At 69.3% G+C, this 16925-nt stretch carries 20 protein-coding genes; 10 read left to right on the top strand and 10 right to left on the bottom strand.

The genetic code is table 11. The features are described from left to right. Nucleotides 1-4 precede the first annotated feature (4 nt). The 3 genes from ABZ297_RS22630 (at nucleotide 5) to ABZ297_RS22640 (ending at nucleotide 3001) form a co-directional block, all read left to right on the top strand. On the top strand, nucleotides 5-718 hold the full coding sequence (locus ABZ297_RS22630) for a TIGR03943 family protein (RefSeq protein ID WP_355349383.1): 714 nt from the start codon (nucleotides 5-7) through the stop codon (nucleotides 716-718). A gap of 173 nt (nucleotides 719-891) precedes the next feature. Next, nucleotides 892-1518 carry a dihydrofolate reductase family protein gene (locus ABZ297_RS22635; protein ID WP_355349386.1) on the top strand — a complete coding sequence of 209 codons (627 nt, stop codon included), beginning with the start codon at nucleotides 892-894 and terminating at the stop codon, nucleotides 1516-1518. Between the two features lie 607 nt (nucleotides 1519-2125). Then, the gene (locus ABZ297_RS22640) at nucleotides 2126-3001 is read left to right on the top strand and encodes an LLM class F420-dependent oxidoreductase (protein WP_355349389.1); all 876 of its coding nucleotides are present in this window, start codon (nucleotides 2126-2128) and stop codon (nucleotides 2999-3001) included. A 27-nt stretch (nucleotides 3002-3028) separates the two neighbouring features. Here the strand turns inward: ABZ297_RS22640 and ABZ297_RS22645 are convergent, their stop codons facing one another. After that, nucleotides 3029-3907, bottom strand: coding sequence for a DUF72 domain-containing protein (locus ABZ297_RS22645; RefSeq protein ID WP_355349392.1), 879 nt, complete (start codon nucleotides 3905-3907; stop codon nucleotides 3029-3031). 34 nt (nucleotides 3908-3941) lie between these two features. After that, the gene (locus tag ABZ297_RS22650; protein ID WP_355349395.1) at nucleotides 3942-5186 is read right to left on the bottom strand and encodes an MFS transporter; all 1245 of its coding nucleotides are present in this window, start codon (nucleotides 5184-5186) and stop codon (nucleotides 3942-3944) included. A gap of 94 nt (nucleotides 5187-5280) precedes the next feature. Here ABZ297_RS22650 and ABZ297_RS22655 point away from each other — a divergent pair, with 94 nt between their 5' ends. Next, nucleotides 5281-5739 carry a helix-turn-helix domain-containing protein gene (locus tag ABZ297_RS22655; RefSeq protein WP_355349398.1) on the top strand — a complete coding sequence of 153 codons (459 nt, stop codon included), beginning with the start codon at nucleotides 5281-5283 and terminating at the stop codon, nucleotides 5737-5739. Here ABZ297_RS22655 and ABZ297_RS22660 read toward each other — a convergent pair. Continuing rightward, nucleotides 5690-6322: a hypothetical protein gene (locus ABZ297_RS22660; RefSeq protein WP_355349401.1), complete on the bottom strand. Its 633-nt coding sequence runs from the start codon at nucleotides 6320-6322 to the stop codon at nucleotides 5690-5692. The genes ABZ297_RS22655 and ABZ297_RS22660 overlap by 50 nt on opposite strands. A gap of 53 nt (nucleotides 6323-6375) precedes the next feature. Between ABZ297_RS22660 and ABZ297_RS22665 the strand changes: the two genes are divergently transcribed. Next, nucleotides 6376-7047 (top strand): TetR/AcrR family transcriptional regulator C-terminal domain-containing protein, encoded by a 672-nt coding sequence (locus tag ABZ297_RS22665; protein ID WP_355349404.1) that lies wholly within the window; start codon nucleotides 6376-6378, stop codon nucleotides 7045-7047. Nucleotides 7048-7092: 45 nt separating this feature from the next. On the opposite strand, the gene ABZ297_RS22670 is transcribed toward ABZ297_RS22665, so the two are convergent. The 3 genes from ABZ297_RS22670 to ABZ297_RS22680 are packed head-to-tail and all read right to left on the bottom strand — an operon-like array spanning nucleotide 7093 to nucleotide 10101. Beyond that, on the bottom strand, nucleotides 7093-7908 hold the full coding sequence (locus ABZ297_RS22670; protein WP_355349407.1) for a carbohydrate ABC transporter permease: 816 nt from the start codon (nucleotides 7906-7908) through the stop codon (nucleotides 7093-7095). A gap of 2 nt (nucleotides 7909-7910) precedes the next feature. Then, nucleotides 7911-8807 carry a sugar ABC transporter permease gene (locus tag ABZ297_RS22675; protein WP_355349409.1) on the bottom strand — a complete coding sequence of 299 codons (897 nt, stop codon included), beginning with the start codon at nucleotides 8805-8807 and terminating at the stop codon, nucleotides 7911-7913. Then, the gene (locus ABZ297_RS22680) at nucleotides 8797-10101 is read right to left on the bottom strand and encodes an extracellular solute-binding protein (protein ID WP_355349412.1); all 1305 of its coding nucleotides are present in this window, start codon (nucleotides 10099-10101) and stop codon (nucleotides 8797-8799) included. The genes ABZ297_RS22675 and ABZ297_RS22680 overlap by 11 nt, the downstream gene beginning before the upstream one ends. 129 nt (nucleotides 10102-10230) lie before the next feature. Between ABZ297_RS22680 and ABZ297_RS22685 the strand changes: the two genes are divergently transcribed. After that, on the top strand, nucleotides 10231-10629 hold the full coding sequence (locus ABZ297_RS22685; protein ID WP_355349414.1) for a hypothetical protein: 399 nt from the start codon (nucleotides 10231-10233) through the stop codon (nucleotides 10627-10629). A gap of 131 nt (nucleotides 10630-10760) precedes the next feature. Here ABZ297_RS22685 and ABZ297_RS22690 read toward each other — a convergent pair whose 3' ends face one another. After that, a complete protein-coding gene (locus tag ABZ297_RS22690) occupies nucleotides 10761-11699 on the bottom strand; it encodes an NAD(P)-dependent oxidoreductase (RefSeq protein WP_355349417.1) in 939 nt (312 codons plus the stop codon). 76 nt (nucleotides 11700-11775) lie between these two features. Here ABZ297_RS22690 and ABZ297_RS22695 point away from each other — a divergent pair, with 76 nt between their 5' ends. Then, nucleotides 11776-12348, top strand: a complete 573-nt coding sequence (locus tag ABZ297_RS22695) for an ABATE domain-containing protein (RefSeq protein WP_355349420.1) — start codon at nucleotides 11776-11778, stop codon at nucleotides 12346-12348. Between the two features lie 142 nt (nucleotides 12349-12490). Here the strand turns inward: ABZ297_RS22695 and ABZ297_RS22700 are convergent, their stop codons facing one another. Further along, nucleotides 12491-12676 carry a hypothetical protein gene (locus ABZ297_RS22700; protein WP_355349423.1) on the bottom strand — a complete coding sequence of 62 codons (186 nt, stop codon included), beginning with the start codon at nucleotides 12674-12676 and terminating at the stop codon, nucleotides 12491-12493. 242 nt (nucleotides 12677-12918) lie between these two features. On the opposite strand from ABZ297_RS22700, the gene ABZ297_RS22705 reads away from it, so the two are divergent. Beyond that, on the top strand, nucleotides 12919-13296 hold the full coding sequence (locus ABZ297_RS22705) for a hypothetical protein (RefSeq protein ID WP_355349426.1): 378 nt from the start codon (nucleotides 12919-12921) through the stop codon (nucleotides 13294-13296). A 58-nt stretch (nucleotides 13297-13354) separates the two neighbouring features. Here the strand turns inward: ABZ297_RS22705 and ABZ297_RS22710 are convergent, their stop codons facing one another. Beyond that, the gene (locus ABZ297_RS22710) at nucleotides 13355-14602 is read right to left on the bottom strand and encodes a glycosyltransferase (protein ID WP_355349429.1); all 1248 of its coding nucleotides are present in this window, start codon (nucleotides 14600-14602) and stop codon (nucleotides 13355-13357) included. 77 nt (nucleotides 14603-14679) lie between these two features. Here ABZ297_RS22710 and ABZ297_RS22715 point away from each other — a divergent pair, with 77 nt between their 5' ends. Both ABZ297_RS22715 and ABZ297_RS22720 read left to right on the top strand, forming a co-directional pair. Further along, entirely contained in the window at nucleotides 14680-15288 is a 609-nt protein-coding gene (locus ABZ297_RS22715; RefSeq protein ID WP_355349432.1) for a TetR/AcrR family transcriptional regulator, read from the top strand. 172 nt (nucleotides 15289-15460) lie between these two features. Then, nucleotides 15461-15775, top strand: coding sequence for a hypothetical protein (locus ABZ297_RS22720; RefSeq protein ID WP_355349435.1), 315 nt, complete (start codon nucleotides 15461-15463; stop codon nucleotides 15773-15775). Nucleotide 15776: 1 nt separating this feature from the next. On the opposite strand, the gene ABZ297_RS22725 is transcribed toward ABZ297_RS22720, so the two are convergent. Further along, a complete protein-coding gene (locus tag ABZ297_RS22725) occupies nucleotides 15777-16595 on the bottom strand; it encodes a S1 RNA-binding domain-containing protein (protein WP_355349438.1) in 819 nt (272 codons plus the stop codon). Nucleotides 16596-16925: the final 330 nt, after the last annotated feature.

Raw genomic sequence — 16925 nt, forward strand, 5'->3', positions numbered from 1 at the left:
TCGGGTGTCGCAGAACCTCCTGCTGCTGGTGGTGGCCGGCATGCTGCTGAAAGTCTCGCTCTTGTCCGAGACGTACGTGAACTACGTCAAGCCGGGGTTCCGGCCCATGATCATCGCGGCGGGCGTGGTGATGGCCGCGCTGGCCCTGGCCGGACTGCTCGGAGCCTGGCGAAACGCGCCGCGCGCCGACAACGATCAGGGCGATCACGGCCCCGACCATGGACACGACCACGGGCATGGGCCACGGGTGGCGTGGCTCATGGCCGTGCCCGTCTTCGCGCTGACGCTGGTCGCCCCGCCCGCCCTGGGAGCGTTCGCCGTCCAGCGCGAGGAACGGCCACCACCGCCCAAGGTGTCGGACTACCGAAACCTCGGCGGCGCCGGGGTGACACCGCTCGCCGTGGGCGAGTTCATCGGCCGTGCCTACGGAAGATCGCTGGTGGGCAAGCGGGTGAAGCTCACCGGCTTCGTGGTGAAGTCCAGCAGAACGGGCCAGTGGTACGTGGCCAGGATGCAGATGAGCTGCTGCGCCGCCGACGCCATCGCGCTCAAGGTGGCCGTCCGTGGCGCGTCCGCCCCCAAGGAGGACACCTGGGTGGAGGTCACGGGCACCTGGATCCCGTGGAAGGGCGGCAAGGTGCCGAACGGCTTCGTCGCGCCCGGCCTGACCGCCTCCGACGTCAAAGAGATCGACCAGCCCGCGGAGCCGTACGAGTGAGGTTCAGGGCCGCCAGCCCCACCCGCGTCCGCACTCGGCGCCGTCCCATGGGCGCATAAACGTTGAGGAAGGAGTGTCTTCGCCTCGCGCGTGCCGTCGATCGCAGGTGGTCTCGTTCGCCGTAGTTGGTGGGGGCGTCATCACCGATGCCCAACGGAAGCGAGGGAGACGACATGCGACAGCTGATGGTGACCACGTTCGTGTCCTTGGACGGGGTCATGCAGTCACCGGGCGCCCCCGACGAGGACCGCGACGGCGGGTTCGAGCACGGCGGATGGGTCGCACCACACTTCGACCAGGAGCTCGTCCAGCTGATGACCGCGCTGGTCAGAAGGGCCGACGCGCTCCTGGTCGGGCGCAAGACCTACGACATCTTCGCCGCCGCCTGGCCGCTGGCCGAGGCCGGCGACCCGATCGGGGAGAGGATGAACAACCTGCCCAAGTACGTCGCGTCACGGACGCTGGACACCGTGTCGTGGCAGAACTCGACGCTGCTCACCGGCGATGTCGCCGAGGCGGTCAGGGACCTCAAACGAGGCGAGGGCGGCGAGATCCAGGTCCACGGCAGCGGCAAGCTGATCCAGACGCTGGTCGAACATGACCTCGTCGACGAGTTCCACCTGCTGGTCTTCCCCGTGCTCATCGGCTCCGGCAAGCGGCTCTTCGCCGAGGGAACCATGCCGGCCGGCCTCAAGTTGGTCGACACCACGACGTCGAGCACCGGTGTCCTGGTCAGCACATACAGGCGGGACGGCAAGGTCGAGTACGGTGCGATGGGCCCCGAGACCGGCAACTGGTGATCGAGCGAAGCGACCGGATTCGTGGTGGAGACCGCCGACCGCGCCCAGGCGGTCGGGATCGGCGAGCTGCTTCCGTTCATGGATGGCGCCGTCGAGGCGCGGCCGCTGCTCGCGGCGTGATCGACGTCCAGTAGGCGCGCACCGTCGCGAGTGGGCCACGGTGCTCGCCGCGACGGTCCGCGTCACCCGCGACCCGGCTACTGGGGCGGTCACGAACGCCCACCGGGTTCGAGCACGCGGCTTTGCGGCGCGGCCGGCCCCAGCGGATACGGGCACGTTCTCGGCGTTGCGCGCCGAGCGCGTCTACCCGACACGAACTCTCCGACGATCCCCATGACTTCGTCGCGACCGAACTGCTCCACCTGCGTGCGGGGCTGACCGGCTCGACCGTCCACTCCGCCGCGGGCGCGAATGGCGCAAGCAGCAGGTCAGCGCCCGGCGTGGATGAGCCGAGGAACCGCCAAGTCATGAATCGGGCGTTAACCTGCCCCGACGATGGTCTGCGTATCGTGAACCCGGGTGAGTCCAGTGACCTGCGGTGACAGGTGGCAATGAGGGGGTTGCGATGCCTGGTGCCGGCGTCGATGCCGCGGCGCTGAAGCGGCGCATGGGTCGGGTAGGGGTCTGGAACACCACGCTGAGCGCAGAGTCGGCCTCGTTCGAGCGGGAGGCGGCCGCCGAGATGGAGAGTCTGGGCTTCGGGACGCTGTGGGTCGGTGAAAGCCCGAAGGGCAAGGAGGCGCTGGCCCATTCGGCGATCCTGTTGGGCGCGACGCAGCGGATGTTGATCGCTACCGGTATCGCCAACGTCTGGGTCCGCGACGCCACCGCCGCCTCGAACGGGGCGAACGCCCTCGCGGAGGCGTTCGGCGGCCGGTTCGTGCTCGGGCTGGGCGTGAGCCACGCGCCTTTGGTGTCGGTGAGAGGGCACGACTACCAAAGGCCGGTGTCGGTGATGCGCTCCTATCTCGACGCCATGGACGCAACGGAGTACAGCGGTCCGCTGCCGGAACCCGCTCCGCGGATGCTGGCCGCACTCCGAACCAGGATGCTGGAGCTGGCCGCGCAGCGCACTCACGGAGCACATCCCTACTTCGTGACCCTCGAGCACACCGCACGCGCTCGCGCGATCCTCGGCCCCGATCCTGTGCTGGCACCGGAGCAGACGGTCGTGCTCGACACCGACCCGGAGCGGGCGCGGCAGACCGCCCGTCGATTCACGTCCTTCTACCTTCGGCTGCCGAACTACGCGAACAACCTGCGCGACCTCGGCTGGGGTGACCAGGACCTCGCCAACGGCGGAAGTGACGCGCTGGTCGACGCCCTCGTGGCCTGGGGCGACCCGGAGACGATCATCGAGCGGGTGCGGGCGCACCACGACGCCGGCGCGGACCACGTCTGCGTCCAGCCGCTTGCCGAGACCGCCGGCGACATGGTGGAGCACCTGCGCATCCTGGCCCGTAGCGGACTGATCTCGGGCTGACGTCCCCCCGCCGCCCGAATCCGGACGTCACTCCTGCGGGATCAGGCGAGCCAGTTGCGCGGCGTTGACCTGCGCGTAGTCGCGGTAGCAGTTGTTCATGACCGCGTGGAGCGTGTCGGCGTCCTCGGCGAGGCGCCGCAGCCTCGAGGCCCAGTCCCGCAGTTCCCCCTCGCGGTAGAGGTAGCCGAACCGCTCGTGGATGTCCTTGCTCGTCCACTTCTCCGAATGGCCGTGGAACCGCACCACGGACAGGTCCGCGGTGGCGGCGAGCACGGGTGGGATGGAGTCGGGGTAGCCCTGCGGCATGTCGACGCACACGTACGGGATCGCGTACGAGGTGAGGAAGTCGAGCGTCTCGGACTGGTTCTCCTCGCTCATCCAGGTGTGGTTGCGGAACTCGACGCAGACCCGCAGCGGAGCGCAGCGCGCCTTGCACTCCAGGATGTACTGCTTGTTGCGGTTGCCGATCGGGAACCAGCGGGGAAACTGGAACAGGACCGCGCCCAGCCGGCCGGAGTCGTGCAGCGGCGCCAGCGCCGCCACGAACCGCTCCCACACCTGCTCGACGACCTCGGGGTCCACGTCGCGCAGGTAGACGTTCCGCTCGGCCTCGCCGAGGCGTTCCCGCAGGTCCTTGTAGAGCGCCGCGGGCCTGGTCGGGTGCTGGGTCAGCAGCGAGAAGGCCTTGACGTCGAAGGTGAACCCGTCGGGCGTCCGGTCACGCCACAGCGCGACGGTGCTCTGCGCGGGCGGCGCGTAGTAGGTGGAGTCCACCTCCACGATGGGGAACCGGCTCGCGTAGAAGCACAGCCTGTCGTGCGCGGAGGCAATGTCGCCGGGATACCACCCGGACTCCAGCAGCGTCCTGTCGGTCCACGAGGCGGTTCCCACCAGGATGCAGCCCATGTCCGGACCCCTACCCGAATCCGCCCCGACGCCGTCACCTCGTCGCGGCCCTGCTCCGTCCGGCGCTCCGCGTCGCCGCCCACAGTGCCAGCGCCGCGCAGCTGAACCCGGCTCCCAGCGCGCACACCCCCGCCCATCCGGCCGCTGCGTACAGCAGTGACGAGCCGATGGCCCCGAGGGCGCTGCCCGCCGAGTAGAAGATCATGTAGCCGCCGATGATCCGGCTCCCCGAGTCCGGCCGCACCGCGTAGATGAGCGTCTGGTTGGTGACGTGGACCGCTTGGACGGCGAAGTCCAGTAGCACCGCTCCGACGCCGAGCGCCCACAGCGACTGCTGCGTGAACGCCAGCGGCACCCAGGACACCGCCAACAGCCCCAGGCCGATGCCGGTGGTCCGCTGCGCCAGGCCGCGATCGCTCCACCGTCCGGCGGCTCCCGCCGCCAGCGCGCCGGCCGCACCCGCCAGCCCGAACGCGCCGATCGCCGTGTGCGACAGCGACCACGGCGGCTCGCTCAGCGGCTGCGCGAGGCTGCTCCACAGCGTGCTGAACGCCGCGAACAGCAAGAACGCCAGCAGCCCGCGCACCCGCAGCAGGGGCTCGCGCGCGAACAGGGTGACGGTCGAGCACACCAGCCGCCAGTACGGCACCCGCTGCATCGTTCCACCGCCGATCCGCAGGACGCGGTGCAGCGCCACCGCCACGGCGGCGGTCAGCACGGCCGAGGCGAGATAGACGGAGCGCCATCCGGCGAGGTCGGCCAGCAGCCCTGACACCGTGCGGGCCAGCAGGATACCGGTGATCACCCCTCCGGTGACCACCCCGACGACGCGTCCTTGCTGGGCCGGCCCGGCCAGCGACGCCGCCGCGGCGACCATCGTCTGGGTGACCACGGCCGACAACCCCACCCCGCACATCCCCGCGAGCAGGACGGCGGCTCCGGGCGCCAGCCCGACGGCCAGCAGCGCCGCCCCGAGCAGGGCCAGCTGGACGGTGATCAGACGGCGCCGGTCGAGCAGGTCGCCCAGCGGGACCAGCAGGAACAGGCCCAGCCCGTAGCCGAGCTGGGTGACAGTGACGATCGCCCCGAGCGTGGCCGGGCTGAGGGAGAACTGCTGCCCGAGCGTGACCAGCAGCGGCTGCGCGAAGTAGACGTTGGCCACCGCGCCGCCGCAGGCGACGGCGAACAGCAGGATCAGCCGCCGGGGCAGCGCGGAGGCCGGGCCCATGCCGATGGTTCGCTCGCCGGCGCGCGTCGACGCTTGGTTGCCGCGGGTCATCAAGCACCCACTCTCCATGTCGGTTGCATGTTGCTACCTGGCAGACCGTAGCCGAGCGAGGTAGCATGTTGCAACTAGCGAAGGAGAGAGCACCATGGTCACCCGGACGAGGTTCGACACCGACTCCTGCCCTGTCGCCCGGTCGGTCGACGCCATCGGCGACTGGTGGTCGCTGCTGATCGTGCGGGACGCCTTCGACGGCAGCCGCCGCTACGGCGAGTTCCAGCGCAGCCTCGGCATCGCCAAGAACATCCTCGCCACCCGGCTGCGCTCCCTGGTCGAAGCCGGGGTCATGGACGCCGTGCCCGCATCGGACGGCAGCGCCCACCGCGAGTACGTCCTCACCGAGAAGGGCCGGGACCTCTTCCCCGTCATCGTCGCGCTGCGCCAGTGGGGAGAGGCGCACTGCTTCGACCCCGGCGAACCGCACTCCCGGCTCCTCGACCGCCACCAAGGACGTCCGCTTCGTCCACTGGAGATCCGCACCGACGATGGGCGCCCGATCAGCCCAGACGAGACGGTTGTGGAAAAGCTCGAGGACGCCGCTCCTTGACGTACCGGGTGACGATGACGCCGGTGCTCGTCACGGCGGCCACCAAGACGATCACCAGCGCCCAGACCGCCGCCGAGCGTACCGTCGGGCCGAAGCCGGGCGGCAGGAAGATCATCTGAACGGCCGCGCCGACCGGCACCGTGAGCTTCGCGACGAGACCGATCAGCCCGGGGCGCGCGATGCTCGCGCCCACGGCACCGAGAGCCGACCCGAGCACCAGGCTCGCAAGCCACCAGAAGAGCGTCTCCCGCCCGTACCAGGCCAACGGTTCCGCCCGCAGGAGGGAGTCCACCGAGTAGTACGCCGCCGTAGCCGCCGCCAGGGCCACCACCCCGGAGGCCACTCCCCGGGCGAGCCCGCCGGCCAGCCACCCCACGAGCACCGCCAAGGCCGCCCAGGTCCAGCCGGCGTCCAGCAGCAGGCTCACCACCGCCGCGCTCTCGGCGACCCACCCCCGCCCCGCATTCACCAACGCGCCCCCGACCTGCCCGTACGGGGAGGAGACGTCGTTGACGAGGGAGGTGATCGCGCCGAATGCCACGCCGATCAGGAGGGCGCTCACCACGCTGCGAATGCTCTTCATATCGCCGAGAATAGTGACATGCCCGATTCCTTAGCGGTGCTAAGGTGTCAGTGATGCGCACGAGCAAAGGGCCCGGTCTCAGCCGGCACCTGTTGATCGAAACGGCGTTGCGGCTGCTCGATGAGGTGGGGCTGGAGGGGTTGACGGTCCGGCGGCTCGCCGCCGAGCTGGGCGTCCAGTCGCCCGCGCTGTACTGGCACATCCGCACCAAGCAGGAACTGCTCGACGGGATGGCCGACCAGATCATCCAGGACGCCGGGATGGGCCCGCCCCGCGAGGGTGAGACCTGGCAGGGCTGGCTCGCCCGTCGGGCGTGCGCCTACCGCGGCTCGCTGCGCGCCCACCGCGACGGCGCCCGCATCGTGGCCAGCGCCACCCGGCTGGAACCGGCCACGATCCGGCTGTTCGACCAGGAACTGGCCGCGATGACCGAGCACGGGTTCACCCCGGGCCTGGCACTGCGGACCATCACGGCGCTGACTCAGTACGTCAACGGATTCGTCCTGCAGGAGCAGGCCGAGTGTGCCGAGCCCGCCGGGCCGCCGCAGGAGCGGCTCGCCGGGCTCGAGGAACTGCTCGGCGACGACGCGCCGGGAACCCTGATCGCGGCCTATCGCGAAGAGGGCGGCACGCTCGGCGAGCACGCCTTCGAGCACGGCCTGAGAGCTCTCATCGACGGCACCGCCGCTGCGTTGGCCCGCCAGGGGCCGACTCGCCCCACCTGACCCCCAACCCTCGGAACAGAGCAGGCCGCAGCGCCCAAGCGTTCCCTAGCCCTTGATGGCGCCCTGGGTGATGCCGTTGACGAAGCTGCGCTGGAACGTCAGGTACACCAGGACGATCGGGGCGATGACGATCAGGCTGGCCGCCGCCAGGAGCGGGATGTCCGTGGCGTACTGGCCGACGAAGAGGCCGAGGCCGCTCGGCGCGGTCCGCCGGTCCGGGTCCTGCATCATGACCAGCACCAGCAGGAACTGGTTCCACGACCACATGAAGTACAGGACCGACAGGGTGGTGATCGCCGGCCAGGAGATCGGCAGCAGCACCCGCACCAGGACGACGAGGTCGCGCGCGCCGTCGATCCGGGCCGCCTCCACCAGCGCGCTCGGGACGCCGGAGAAGTGGGCCTGCATCCAGTACACCCCGAACGGCATGAACAGCGCCGCCTCCGCCAGGACGATGCCGAGGTAGGAGTCGGTGAGCCCGACCTCGCGCAGGTTGAAGTAGAGCGCCACCACCACCAGCTCCACCGGCAGCGTGAGCCCCAGGACGAACCCGGTCGACAGCGTCCTGTTGCCCCAGACCTTGACAATGGTCAGCCCGTACGCGGCGAGCGTGGCCAGGACGAGGGTGAGCGGTACCACGCAGACCGCGATCAGGACGCTGGAGAGCATGAGGTTGCTGAAGTTGCCCCGTTCCCAGGCGAGCGTGAAGTTCTCCCACGACCAGCGGCCGGGGATGCTCAGCCCGCTGATCTGGGCGCCGGGGGAGTGCAGGGCGGCCAGGATGATGCCGGCGAACGGCAGGAGCACCATGACCGCCAGCACGATGAGGATCGCGTACCGGGCACCGACACCGCCGCGCATGCTCAACCCCTGTCTCTCGTGACGTATCGGATGGTGCTGACGACGGCGACCACGAGCACGGTCAGCACGACGGCCAGGGCGCTGGCGCCGCCGATGTCGCCTTCGTTGAACGCCAGCCGGTAGACGAGCAGGGCCGGTACGTTGGTCTGTCCGGCGGGCCCGCCGTTCGTCGTGACGAAGACGAGGTCGAAGCCGGCCAGCGCGGCGATCGTGGTGATCACGCCGGCGATCGTGATCTCTCTGCGGACGCCGGGCAGGGTGACGTGGCGGAACCGCCGGTACGATCCGGCGCCGTCGAGGGTGGCCGCCTCGTAGAGCGATGGGTCGATCTTCTGTGCGCCGGCGAGGAAGAGCATCATGCACAGTCCGCTCATGACCCAGGTGCCGATGAGTCCGAGCGCGACGAGCGCCAGGCCGTAGTCGCCCAGCCAGGCGCGGGTGATCGTGCCGAGCCCGGCGAGGTCGAGCAGTTGGTTGACCACACCGGACTCGCTGTAGAGCCAGCGCCAGGTGATGCCGACGGCGACCAGCGGCAGCACCTGGGGGAGGAAGAAGACGATCCGGTAGAACGTCATGCCTTTGCGTACCTTGCCCATGAGCAGGGCTGTCATGAGCAGCCCCGCGGCGATGGGGATGAACGAGAAGAAGACGATCAGTACGAGGCTGTGCAGGATCGCTTCGTAGAGCGCCGGGTCCTGGAAGATCTTGGTGTAGTTGCCGAGGCCGGCCCAGGTGGCGGGCAGGATGCCGTCCCAGTTGAGGAACGACAGGCGCAGGGTGTTCAGTGCCGGCCAGATGGCGAATCCGAGGTATACGGCGAGTGCGGGCAGGACGTACAGCCAGCCGCGCACGCGTCGTCCCCGCCCGGCGGTGGGCTCGCCGCCCCGGTTATGAGCCATGGTGTTGCTCCCATGACGACTGCAGGGAGCGCAGGAAGTCCTCGGTGGTCGTCCTGCCGCTGATGAGGCCCTGGACGCCCGGGGTCAGCTTGTCGATCATGCCGGGTGATGCGAAGTCGGGGAACGGGACGATCCCGTTGTGCTGCGCGACCGGTGTGAAGGCGGCTGCGATCTCTTGCGGCAGGCCGTCGCCGCCCAGTTCGGTTCTGGTGCTGACCGGCATGAACCCGGCCTCGAACTGGATCTTCGCTGCCTCGGGGGAGCTGAGGTAGTCGAGGAACGCGGCGGCGACGTTGGGGTGCCTGGTCTTCGACGAGACGGCGTAGGCGACGCTCGCCCCGGAGGCGACGTTCTTCGGCTGTTCGGTGGTGGAGGGCAGGAGGAAGAAGCCGACGTCGTCGCCCATCGCCTTCTGCAGGGCGGCGGCGGCCCAGTTGCCGGTCACGAGGAAGGCGCTCCTGCCTTGGGCGAAGGCGGCCTGTGCGTCGCTGTCGGCTGTGGCGTTCGCCGAGGCGGGGATATATCCCCTGTGTACCCAGTCGGTCAGTGTCTGGGTGGCTTTCTGCGCGCTTGGGGTTTCGATGGTGGCCCCTGGCCGGCCGTAGACCCAGGAGCGGTAGGCGTTGACGTCGCCGAGGACGTTGAGCAGTGCGTTCCAGATCTGGAAACCGCCGACCTGGAGGGCGCCGACGCTCAGCGGGGTCTGTCCGGCGTCTTTCGCCTTCCGCATCGCGGCCTCGAATTCGGCCAGTGTTCTGGGCACCTGTTTCACGGTCTTCCTGTTGTAGAAGACGCCGAGTACGGACAGTGCGCCGGGCGCGGCGTACAGGGCGCCGGTGCCGAGCCGTTTGGCTGATTTGTCGGAGCTGAGGACTTCGAGGCTGGCCGGTGGGAAGCGGTTCTTCCAGCCGTAGGCTCTGACCCATGGGCCCAGGTCGAGGATGAGTCCGGCCGGGACGAGGGAGCTCATCGCGCCGGGGTTGTACTGGGCGATGTCCGGTGGCCGGTCCGACGACATCGCCAGCTTGATCGACTTGATGTAGTCGTTGAAGGGAGTCTGCTGGGGTTTGATCGTGACGTTCGGGTGCCGTTTCGTGAAGCCGTCGATGAGCGCCTTGGTGGGTGGGTCGTCGGTGTAGGCGAGGGTCAGCGTGACCGGTTCGCCGGCGACGGTGGTGGACGCCGTGACCTGTCTCGTCGTGCCGCCGTTGGAGCCGCCGGTGCCCGCGCAGGCTGTCAGCGTGATCACGGTGCCCAGGCTCACGAGCCACCGAGCCGGTGCCGTCATCCGCATGCCCTTCTCCTTACTGCTCACCTGGGGCCTTACCGGGTCTCGTGGTGGGCGTTTCGCGCCGCGGCGACCAGTTGCTCATGTTCTCTCCCTGCCCTTGTTCGATGTGGGGGTAAGCGCTGCGGCCTGTCCGTGGGCTGGGACACCGTGCTGCCGCTCCCGCTGACGTCCCTTCCCCATGGCCGCGACGAAGGCGGGCCTCTACGTCAGGCGCACCTCGCCCGCCAGGGCGTCGTGGCGGAGAACGTCTCTGCCGCTGCGCGAGCTCGGCAGGCGGGCGTGGCCGCGCTGGGCGAGCTGTGGGCGGCGTGGTGGCCAACGTTCGGCAACATCGGCGTGTTCAACATGGTCAGGGTGGCGCCGGCGGCGTGGTGGCTGTACGCGTTCGCGCTCGGCACCGCGGCCGGCACCCTGTTCCGGCGTACGCTGCCCGCGATGGCGCTGGTCGTGGGCCGGGGTGGCGGTGACGATGTTCACGCTGTTCCAGCTGAGCACCCTGCGCCGCCCCGGCTGACAGAGGGCGCGGCTTGAGGAGAGCACCATCGAGCCGCACGAACTGCGGCGCTGACGTGCCCCGGCAGGCCCTCCGCGCCGGGCGGTAGCGGCTCTTCCGGAGACACACGAGCCCCGTCGACGCGCAGAGCTGCGGTAGCCCGGGACGTTCAGGCCCCCTGGCTGGTCGCTGATGGCGGGAGGTCGCGGCGGCGCTGGGTGGCGGCGAGCGCGGCCCAGTCGTGCCGCCCGAGACCTGCGTCGACGTTCTCCTGCAGGAGGGTCCGCAGCAGGTTGCCGACGGGCAGGTCGAGCCCGTTGTCGGCGGCGGCGGCACGGGCGAGGTTGACGTCCTTGAGGCCGAGGACGGTGGAGAAACCGGCCGGCTCGTACGCGTCCCGGACGATTCGGTCGGCGTAGCCGGAGTACACCGGCCCCGGCACGATCGTGGAGGTCAGCACCTCGACGACGTCAGCCGCGTCGAGGCCGGCGCGTTCGGTCAGGCTGATCGCTTCCGACAGGGTCTGGATCGCCGAGGCGATGAGCAGATTGCCGGCGATCTTGACGATGGTGGACCGGACCGGATCGTCCCCCAGGCGCCAGGTGCGGGCGCCGATGACGTCGAAGACCGGTTGGGCCCGCTCTATCAGCTCCGCCGGTCCGGCGGCCAGGATGTTCAGCTTGCCGGCCTCGGCGACCGGGACACCGCCGAACACCGGAGCCGCAACGTACCCGACCCCGTGTCGCGCGTGCGCCTCGGCGGCCGTGCGCGCCAGGGTGGGGCTGACGGTGGCCATGTTGACGTGGATCGTCCCCGGACGTGCCGCGGCCAGCACCTCGTCGCGCAGGAACACTTCGGTCACGGCGTCGTCGTTCGCCAGCACCGACAGCACGATGTCGGCCTGCAGCGCCTCGGCCGGAACGGTGACCGCTCGCGCGCCCGCGTCCACCAACGCCCGGACCGGTGCCTGGCTGCGGTTCCACACCGCGACCTCATACCCGGCGTTCAGCAGGTTCCGGGCGATCGGCGCTCCCATCGATCCCAAGCCGACGACGGCGATGCCACTCATCTCGCATTCCTTCCGGTTGAACCATTTAAGACGGTTCAACTATGGCATGTGTGACCCAGCTGAAGCGAACCGGCTAAACTGGTTCGTCCGAGATGAGGGGGTTTGCATGCCGTCCATGCGCAGTGGCTCCGGCGAGTCGTTCCGCCTCGACAACGAGAACCTCGGCTTCCGGTTCACCGCCACCCTGAGCGACCGCTATGGCGCACCGTACGAACGCCTGACCGGCCCGGCGCGGCTGACCGAGTGGCTGCGCCTGAACGAGCTTGACTGGTCCGAGACCGAGGCGACGCCCCGAGACCTCGACCTCGCGCGGCGACTGCGCGAAGCCGTCCACCGGGCCGGGACCGCCGTCGTCCACCGCGAACAGATCGCAGACGCGGACCTCGAGCTGATCAACCGGATCGCACGTGCCGGCCAGGCGCGCCGTCAGCTCCGTCACCTTGGAGCGCACTGGACCACCACCGGCCCGCACCCGATCCGGGACGCGCTCGGCGTGATCGCCTCCGAGGCGATCGAAACCCTCGGCGGTGCCGACCGCGACCGCGTCAAGACCTGCGACAACCCCGGCTGTCGCGGGCTCTACGTCGACACCAGCCGCGGCCGGAACCGCCGCTGGTGCTCGATGAACACCTGCGGCAACAAGGCCAAGAAAGCCGCCATCGGCGCCCGCGCCGCAACGGTCAGATGATCTCGATGTCGTCGCCGCGGACCTGGCACGAGGTCCCGCTCGGGCAGGCGCCCGCCGAGCGCGCAGGGCTGCCGGGGTAACCCGGCTTCGGCGCCGCATGCCGGTGCGACGACACGCCGGGGTCGATCAGGACTCGACCGCGTCAGATCCTGACGGACGCCCGCGCGTCACGGCCGCTCGTGGACAGACCGGCCGCCACCAGCGCGGTGACCAGCGCCACGGGCACGGTCGCCCAGGCCGTCCAGTACGGGCCGCTCTGCGAGGCGTGATCGTAGAACCGCGGCCCGACTGTCGGGTAAACGCACCAGAGCAGCAGCGGCCCCGCCATGCTCGCTCTCTGGGAACCCGGCGCGCCCCACCACCTGCACCCGCCCGAGTCCGTCGACGATCTGGACTTGCTCGAGGCCGCGCTGCTCCTGGCCGGTGAAGGGCTACGCCCCTGGCAGACGATTGCAGGCGTCCGGTCACTTCCCTAGTGACAACAGCCTGCGATCGCGGCATATCCGGGGGCGACACAGCCCTTCCGAGGCTGTCTTGACCACATTTCATGATCTTGACACCATGCCCGGCATGAGTGTCGGCCTGATCATCGCGATGCCCCTCCGTCAGTGGGGGCTCATCGACGCATCCATGGACAACGACGCCAGTGTCGAGACAGTGAACGGCAATCGTCAGCGGGCCGCTCTTGCACGCAGTATCCGACGGGCCGGTTGGGATCAGATCGCAAAGTGGACACCCGGCGTTCCCGGCTCCGGCGCGTGGCCGCCACCGGACGAGATCGTGAAACCCAAACTCACCATCGCCCAATGGCTTCTCACGATCGACGTCCTCGAACGCTGGGCCGCAACAGCTGACCGCAGAGGACGTCACGACAGAGCCGTTCAAGAACGCGAGCTCCGAGAGCTGATCCTCTCCCGGCTTCAAGCGCACGGCGTTCAAACTCACTGAGGCCCCCGCAACAGATCCCGAGCCTAACCTCGCGTCCAGTGCGGCCCGGGGCGCGCCTTCAGTCCGACTTGCCTCCTGGTCGGCGGCAGGACCTGTGGGTGACCTGGAGCTGGTTCACCGCCTCGACGACGGGCGCCGCGCCGTCCTCTGCCGAGACCCGGACCGAGAGGGCCTGGGCCCGCTGCCGGTAGGCCGGGTCGGTGACCGCGGTGGTGAGCGCGGCGGCCAGCCGTGCGGGCGTCAGGCGGCGAAACGGGATCGCGGCCGGGGCCACGCCGAGTGCCGTCAACCTGGACGCCCAGAACGGCTGGTCGTTCATGACCGGCACGGCCACGGCGGGCACCCCCGCCCGCACCCCGCTCCCGGTAGTGCCGCTGCCGCAGTGGTGGGCGACGGCGGCCAGTCGGGGGAACAGCCAGTCGTGCGGCACGTCCCCGACCGCCAGCACATCGTCCGAGATGTGTCCCTGCAGGCCGGTCTGCAACACGCCGCGCAACCCGGCCCGCTGCAGCGCGTGCACGGCCAGCTCTGTGTACTGTTCGGTCCGCGTGCCGGCCAGGCTGCCGAAGCCGACGAAGACCGGTGTGGGCCCCGATGTCAGGAAGTCGCGCAGCACCGGATCTGGCTGCCAGTCCTGCGGCCGGGGCGGCCACCAGTAACCGGTGATCTCCAGCCCTGGCCGCCAGCCGGCCGGGCGCGGCAGCACCAGCGGGCTGACCCCGTGGAAGACCGGCCAGCGCGTGCTCTCCCGGTGCCGGTAGAGGGCGCGCGGGGTCATCGGAGGCAGTCCGAGCCGGGCCCGCATCTTCGTGCTTAACCCGGCGAGCAGCGGGCCGGCGGCGGGCAACTCGAACGCGAGCCGGGCCGCCCTGCGGTTCCCCCACCGCCCGAGCGACCGCTGGAACAGGCTCATGACCGGCGGAAAGTCTCCCGTGGGGTCGATCGGCTGCAGGTGCACCCCCATGCTCGGCACGCCCATCGCCTCGGCGACGTGATAACCCAGCGCGCCCGCCATGCCGAGCAGGAGCAGGTCGGCCTCCTGCCCGGCGAGCTCGGCCAGTCCCTCCATGAGCTGCTCGCCGTACTCCTTGAAGGTGCTGATGCGTACGGAGATAGGGCCGGTCAGCGTGGGGAGCGGGTCTCCGGGAAGTGGTATGGACTCCAGGCCCGCATCGGTCACCAGCTCCGCGTACGGCTCGTGCGCGGCGATCGTCACCTCGTGCCCGGCCTCGCGTAACCGCACCCCCAGCCCCGTATACGGCGCCACGTCCCCGCGCGTGCCGACTCCGATGATCAGAACCCGCATCCGGATCCCCCCTGCCGCCCCAGTTTGTCATACAGTCGCATGATAAACAGGGGCGATAGCTTTTACCATGCACTCGCATGAGAAAGTGGCGGGATATGCCGAAGATCGTCGACCACGAGGCCCGGCGGCGGCACATCGCCGAGGCCGTGCACCGCGTCATCCACGACAAGGGCATGGAGAGCGTCAGCCTGAGGGAGGTCGCCGCCGAGGCCGGGATGTCCATGGGGGCGGTGCAGTACTACGTCACGACGAAGGACCAGATGCTGCTGCTGGCGCTGGAGCGCATCGGGATCTGGATCGGGGAACGGGTGGCGGCCGTGGCAGCGCACCAATCCACGCCGCTCGACGTGCTGCGGACGACCGTGTTGGAGCTGTTGCCACTGGATGAGGAGCGCAGCTACCTGAACCGCATCGGGCTGGCGTTCCAGGCGAGCTCGGTGATGTCCGAGAACCAGGCGGCCGCGATGCGGATGGGGTATTCGCACCTGCTGTCCTTCCTCGCCGAGCAGATCAGGGCCGCCCAGACCGCCGGGCAACTCGCCGCCCACCTGGATGCCGGCAAGGAGGCGAGCATCCTGTACGCCTTCGCGCAGGGCATCGTGAACGCCACCCTGGTCGGGCACTACACGCCCAAGGAGGTCGCGGCGTTGCTCGACTACCACCTGGCACGGCTCCGCGCGGGGTGATGGCCGTAGCGGGAGTCTTCGGCCGGTGGGCTTGTGCGCTCCGAGCCGACCGCACATGGTGCTTACTGACCCACCTGGGCGTCGTGGCGGGCCAGAAGCTGGTGCTGCAGTGGCGCCAGCTTCACTCGCGCTTGAGGCATAGCTGGGCTGCGAACGTGAGTACTTCGCCCACGTGGCCAAGCGGTTGGGCATGTTCGTGGTGGGGTCGCGGTTTGCTGCGGTGAAGGGGTTCCTGGACGGTTATGGCCAGCACGCGCTGCGTCATGGAGGTCCTGGTCCGAGCGGCTGGCGGGAGTGGCTGGTGGCTCGGCGAGGTCAGGACTCCAACCACGGCTGGCATGGGCATGTGCGCCATATCGCTCTCTCTGACGGGTGGGAGCAGTGGGAGCTGACCCGTGAAGAGGAGGCCAAGGTTATCGAGGTGCTCTTCACGTTGCTGGATGAGTTCCTCGCTGTTCGGGAGGCGTCGGACACTCGTGGCACATAGATCACCGGCGAGATAGGGCGAGCCGACGCCGCAGCGTGTCGATCTCGATGATGATCACGGTGACCTCGTCGCCGACCTGAGCCTCGTCGCCTGATGCCTCGGCCGTCGGGGCGGTGAGTTCGCTGAGGTGGATCAGGCCTTCGATGCCGTCTGCCACGCGGACGAAGGCGCCGAAGGACACCACTTTGGTGACCAGGCCGTGCAGGATCTGCCCGACATGAGCGCGGCGCGCGAACTCCTGGAACGGGTCGGGCTGGGTGGCGCACAGCGATAGGCGGGCTTCGCCGTTGTGGGTGTCGAAGACGAGGAATTCGCAGGTGATGTGCTCTCCCACGGAGACGACCTCGGAGGGGTCATCGAAGCGGTGCCAGGACAGCTCGGGCATGGTGATGAAGCCGACGCCGGGAAAGATGGGGTGGTCGGGTCCGTGGTCCAGATCGACAAAGACGCCGAAGCTTTCGATGGCCGCTACGGTACCGGACAGCCGCTGGCCCCGACGCAGCGCTTTCAAATAGGCCCAGAGCTGGGGGTTCTCGGTCGCCGACCGCGAGAGCAGGACCCGCCGCTCTCGAAGGTCAACGGCGATCACCTCGGCAGAGACCCGCCCGCCGACTTCAGGGATGTCAGCAGCAGAGCGCCCGAAGGATCGCCAGGAAAGATCAAGCTCGCTGATAACGCCGACTGGATCAACGGCGAAAGCGTCGAGAAGCACGGTCGTTCCCGATCGCGTGATCTCTGCGACGGTCCCGGTGAGGACATCGCCGACGTTCACGGTCCTCAGGAGCGCGGAGAGGGACGATTCATCCTCCACGGTCCCCATGGCTCCAAGACTAGGACAAGTTCGTGCCCTGAAGCCCTCGTTCCCAACCGACGCACATTCATGGCACTTGATCTTCGGTTGGGTTCTGCCACCTTCGATGACGCGAGGACTGGCATTTCGATACCCATCGAAGTGACAGTGCCCAGGTCAGGAGCAGGTTCCACTGTCATCTTCGCTGCGTCCAGACAGCGGCTGTGGAAGCGCCGGCGCGGCGACAACCCCGGCGGGGGCATCGAGACGGCATCTGAGGCCGCTAACGTCCCGGCCTTGCCTCATCGTCGCCGGCCAGTTCGCGCAGGCGGCGCAGCAGCGCGGCCTGGCGGGCATGGG

Source organism: Nonomuraea sp. NPDC005983, assembly GCF_040614375.1.
Classification (GTDB): domain Bacteria; phylum Actinomycetota; class Actinomycetes; order Streptosporangiales; family Streptosporangiaceae; genus Nonomuraea.

What these genes read in the sequence shown, in the direction of transcription:
- ABZ297_RS22670 (WP_355349407.1), bottom strand. Translation starts at nt 7,908, where the DNA reads ATGCGCGGCGGTGTCGGTGCCCGGTACGCGATCCTCATCGTGCTGGCG.
- ABZ297_RS22725 (WP_355349438.1), bottom strand. Translation starts at nt 16,595, where the DNA reads ATGGGGACCGTGGAGGATGAATCGTCCCTCTCCGCGCTCCTGAGGACC.
- ABZ297_RS22665 (WP_355349404.1), top strand. Translation starts at nt 6,376, where the DNA reads ATGCGCACGAGCAAAGGGCCCGGTCTCAGCCGGCACCTGTTGATCGAA.
- ABZ297_RS22635 (WP_355349386.1), top strand. Translation starts at nt 892, where the DNA reads ATGCGACAGCTGATGGTGACCACGTTCGTGTCCTTGGACGGGGTCATG.
- ABZ297_RS22640 (WP_355349389.1), top strand. Translation starts at nt 2,126, where the DNA reads ATGGGTCGGGTAGGGGTCTGGAACACCACGCTGAGCGCAGAGTCGGCC.
- ABZ297_RS22660 (WP_355349401.1), bottom strand. Translation starts at nt 6,322, where the DNA reads ATGAAGAGCATTCGCAGCGTGGTGAGCGCCCTCCTGATCGGCGTGGCA.
- ABZ297_RS22710 (WP_355349429.1), bottom strand. Translation starts at nt 14,602, where the DNA reads ATGCGGGTTCTGATCATCGGAGTCGGCACGCGCGGGGACGTGGCGCCG.
- ABZ297_RS22715 (WP_355349432.1), top strand. Translation starts at nt 14,680, where the DNA reads ATGAGAAAGTGGCGGGATATGCCGAAGATCGTCGACCACGAGGCCCGG.
- ABZ297_RS22650 (WP_355349395.1), bottom strand. Translation starts at nt 5,186, where the DNA reads ATGACCCGCGGCAACCAAGCGTCGACGCGCGCCGGCGAGCGAACCATC.
- ABZ297_RS22675 (WP_355349409.1), bottom strand. Translation starts at nt 8,807, where the DNA reads ATGGCTCATAACCGGGGCGGCGAGCCCACCGCCGGGCGGGGACGACGC.
- ABZ297_RS22700 (WP_355349423.1), bottom strand. Translation starts at nt 12,676, where the DNA reads ATGGCGGGGCCGCTGCTGCTCTGGTGCGTTTACCCGACAGTCGGGCCG.
- ABZ297_RS22645 (WP_355349392.1), bottom strand. Translation starts at nt 3,907, where the DNA reads ATGGGCTGCATCCTGGTGGGAACCGCCTCGTGGACCGACAGGACGCTG.
- ABZ297_RS22655 (WP_355349398.1), top strand. Translation starts at nt 5,281, where the DNA reads ATGGTCACCCGGACGAGGTTCGACACCGACTCCTGCCCTGTCGCCCGG.
- ABZ297_RS22680 (WP_355349412.1), bottom strand. Translation starts at nt 10,101, where the DNA reads ATGCGGATGACGGCACCGGCTCGGTGGCTCGTGAGCCTGGGCACCGTG.
- ABZ297_RS22695 (WP_355349420.1), top strand. Translation starts at nt 11,776, where the DNA reads ATGCGCAGTGGCTCCGGCGAGTCGTTCCGCCTCGACAACGAGAACCTC.
- ABZ297_RS22705 (WP_355349426.1), top strand. Translation starts at nt 12,919, where the DNA reads ATGAGTGTCGGCCTGATCATCGCGATGCCCCTCCGTCAGTGGGGGCTC.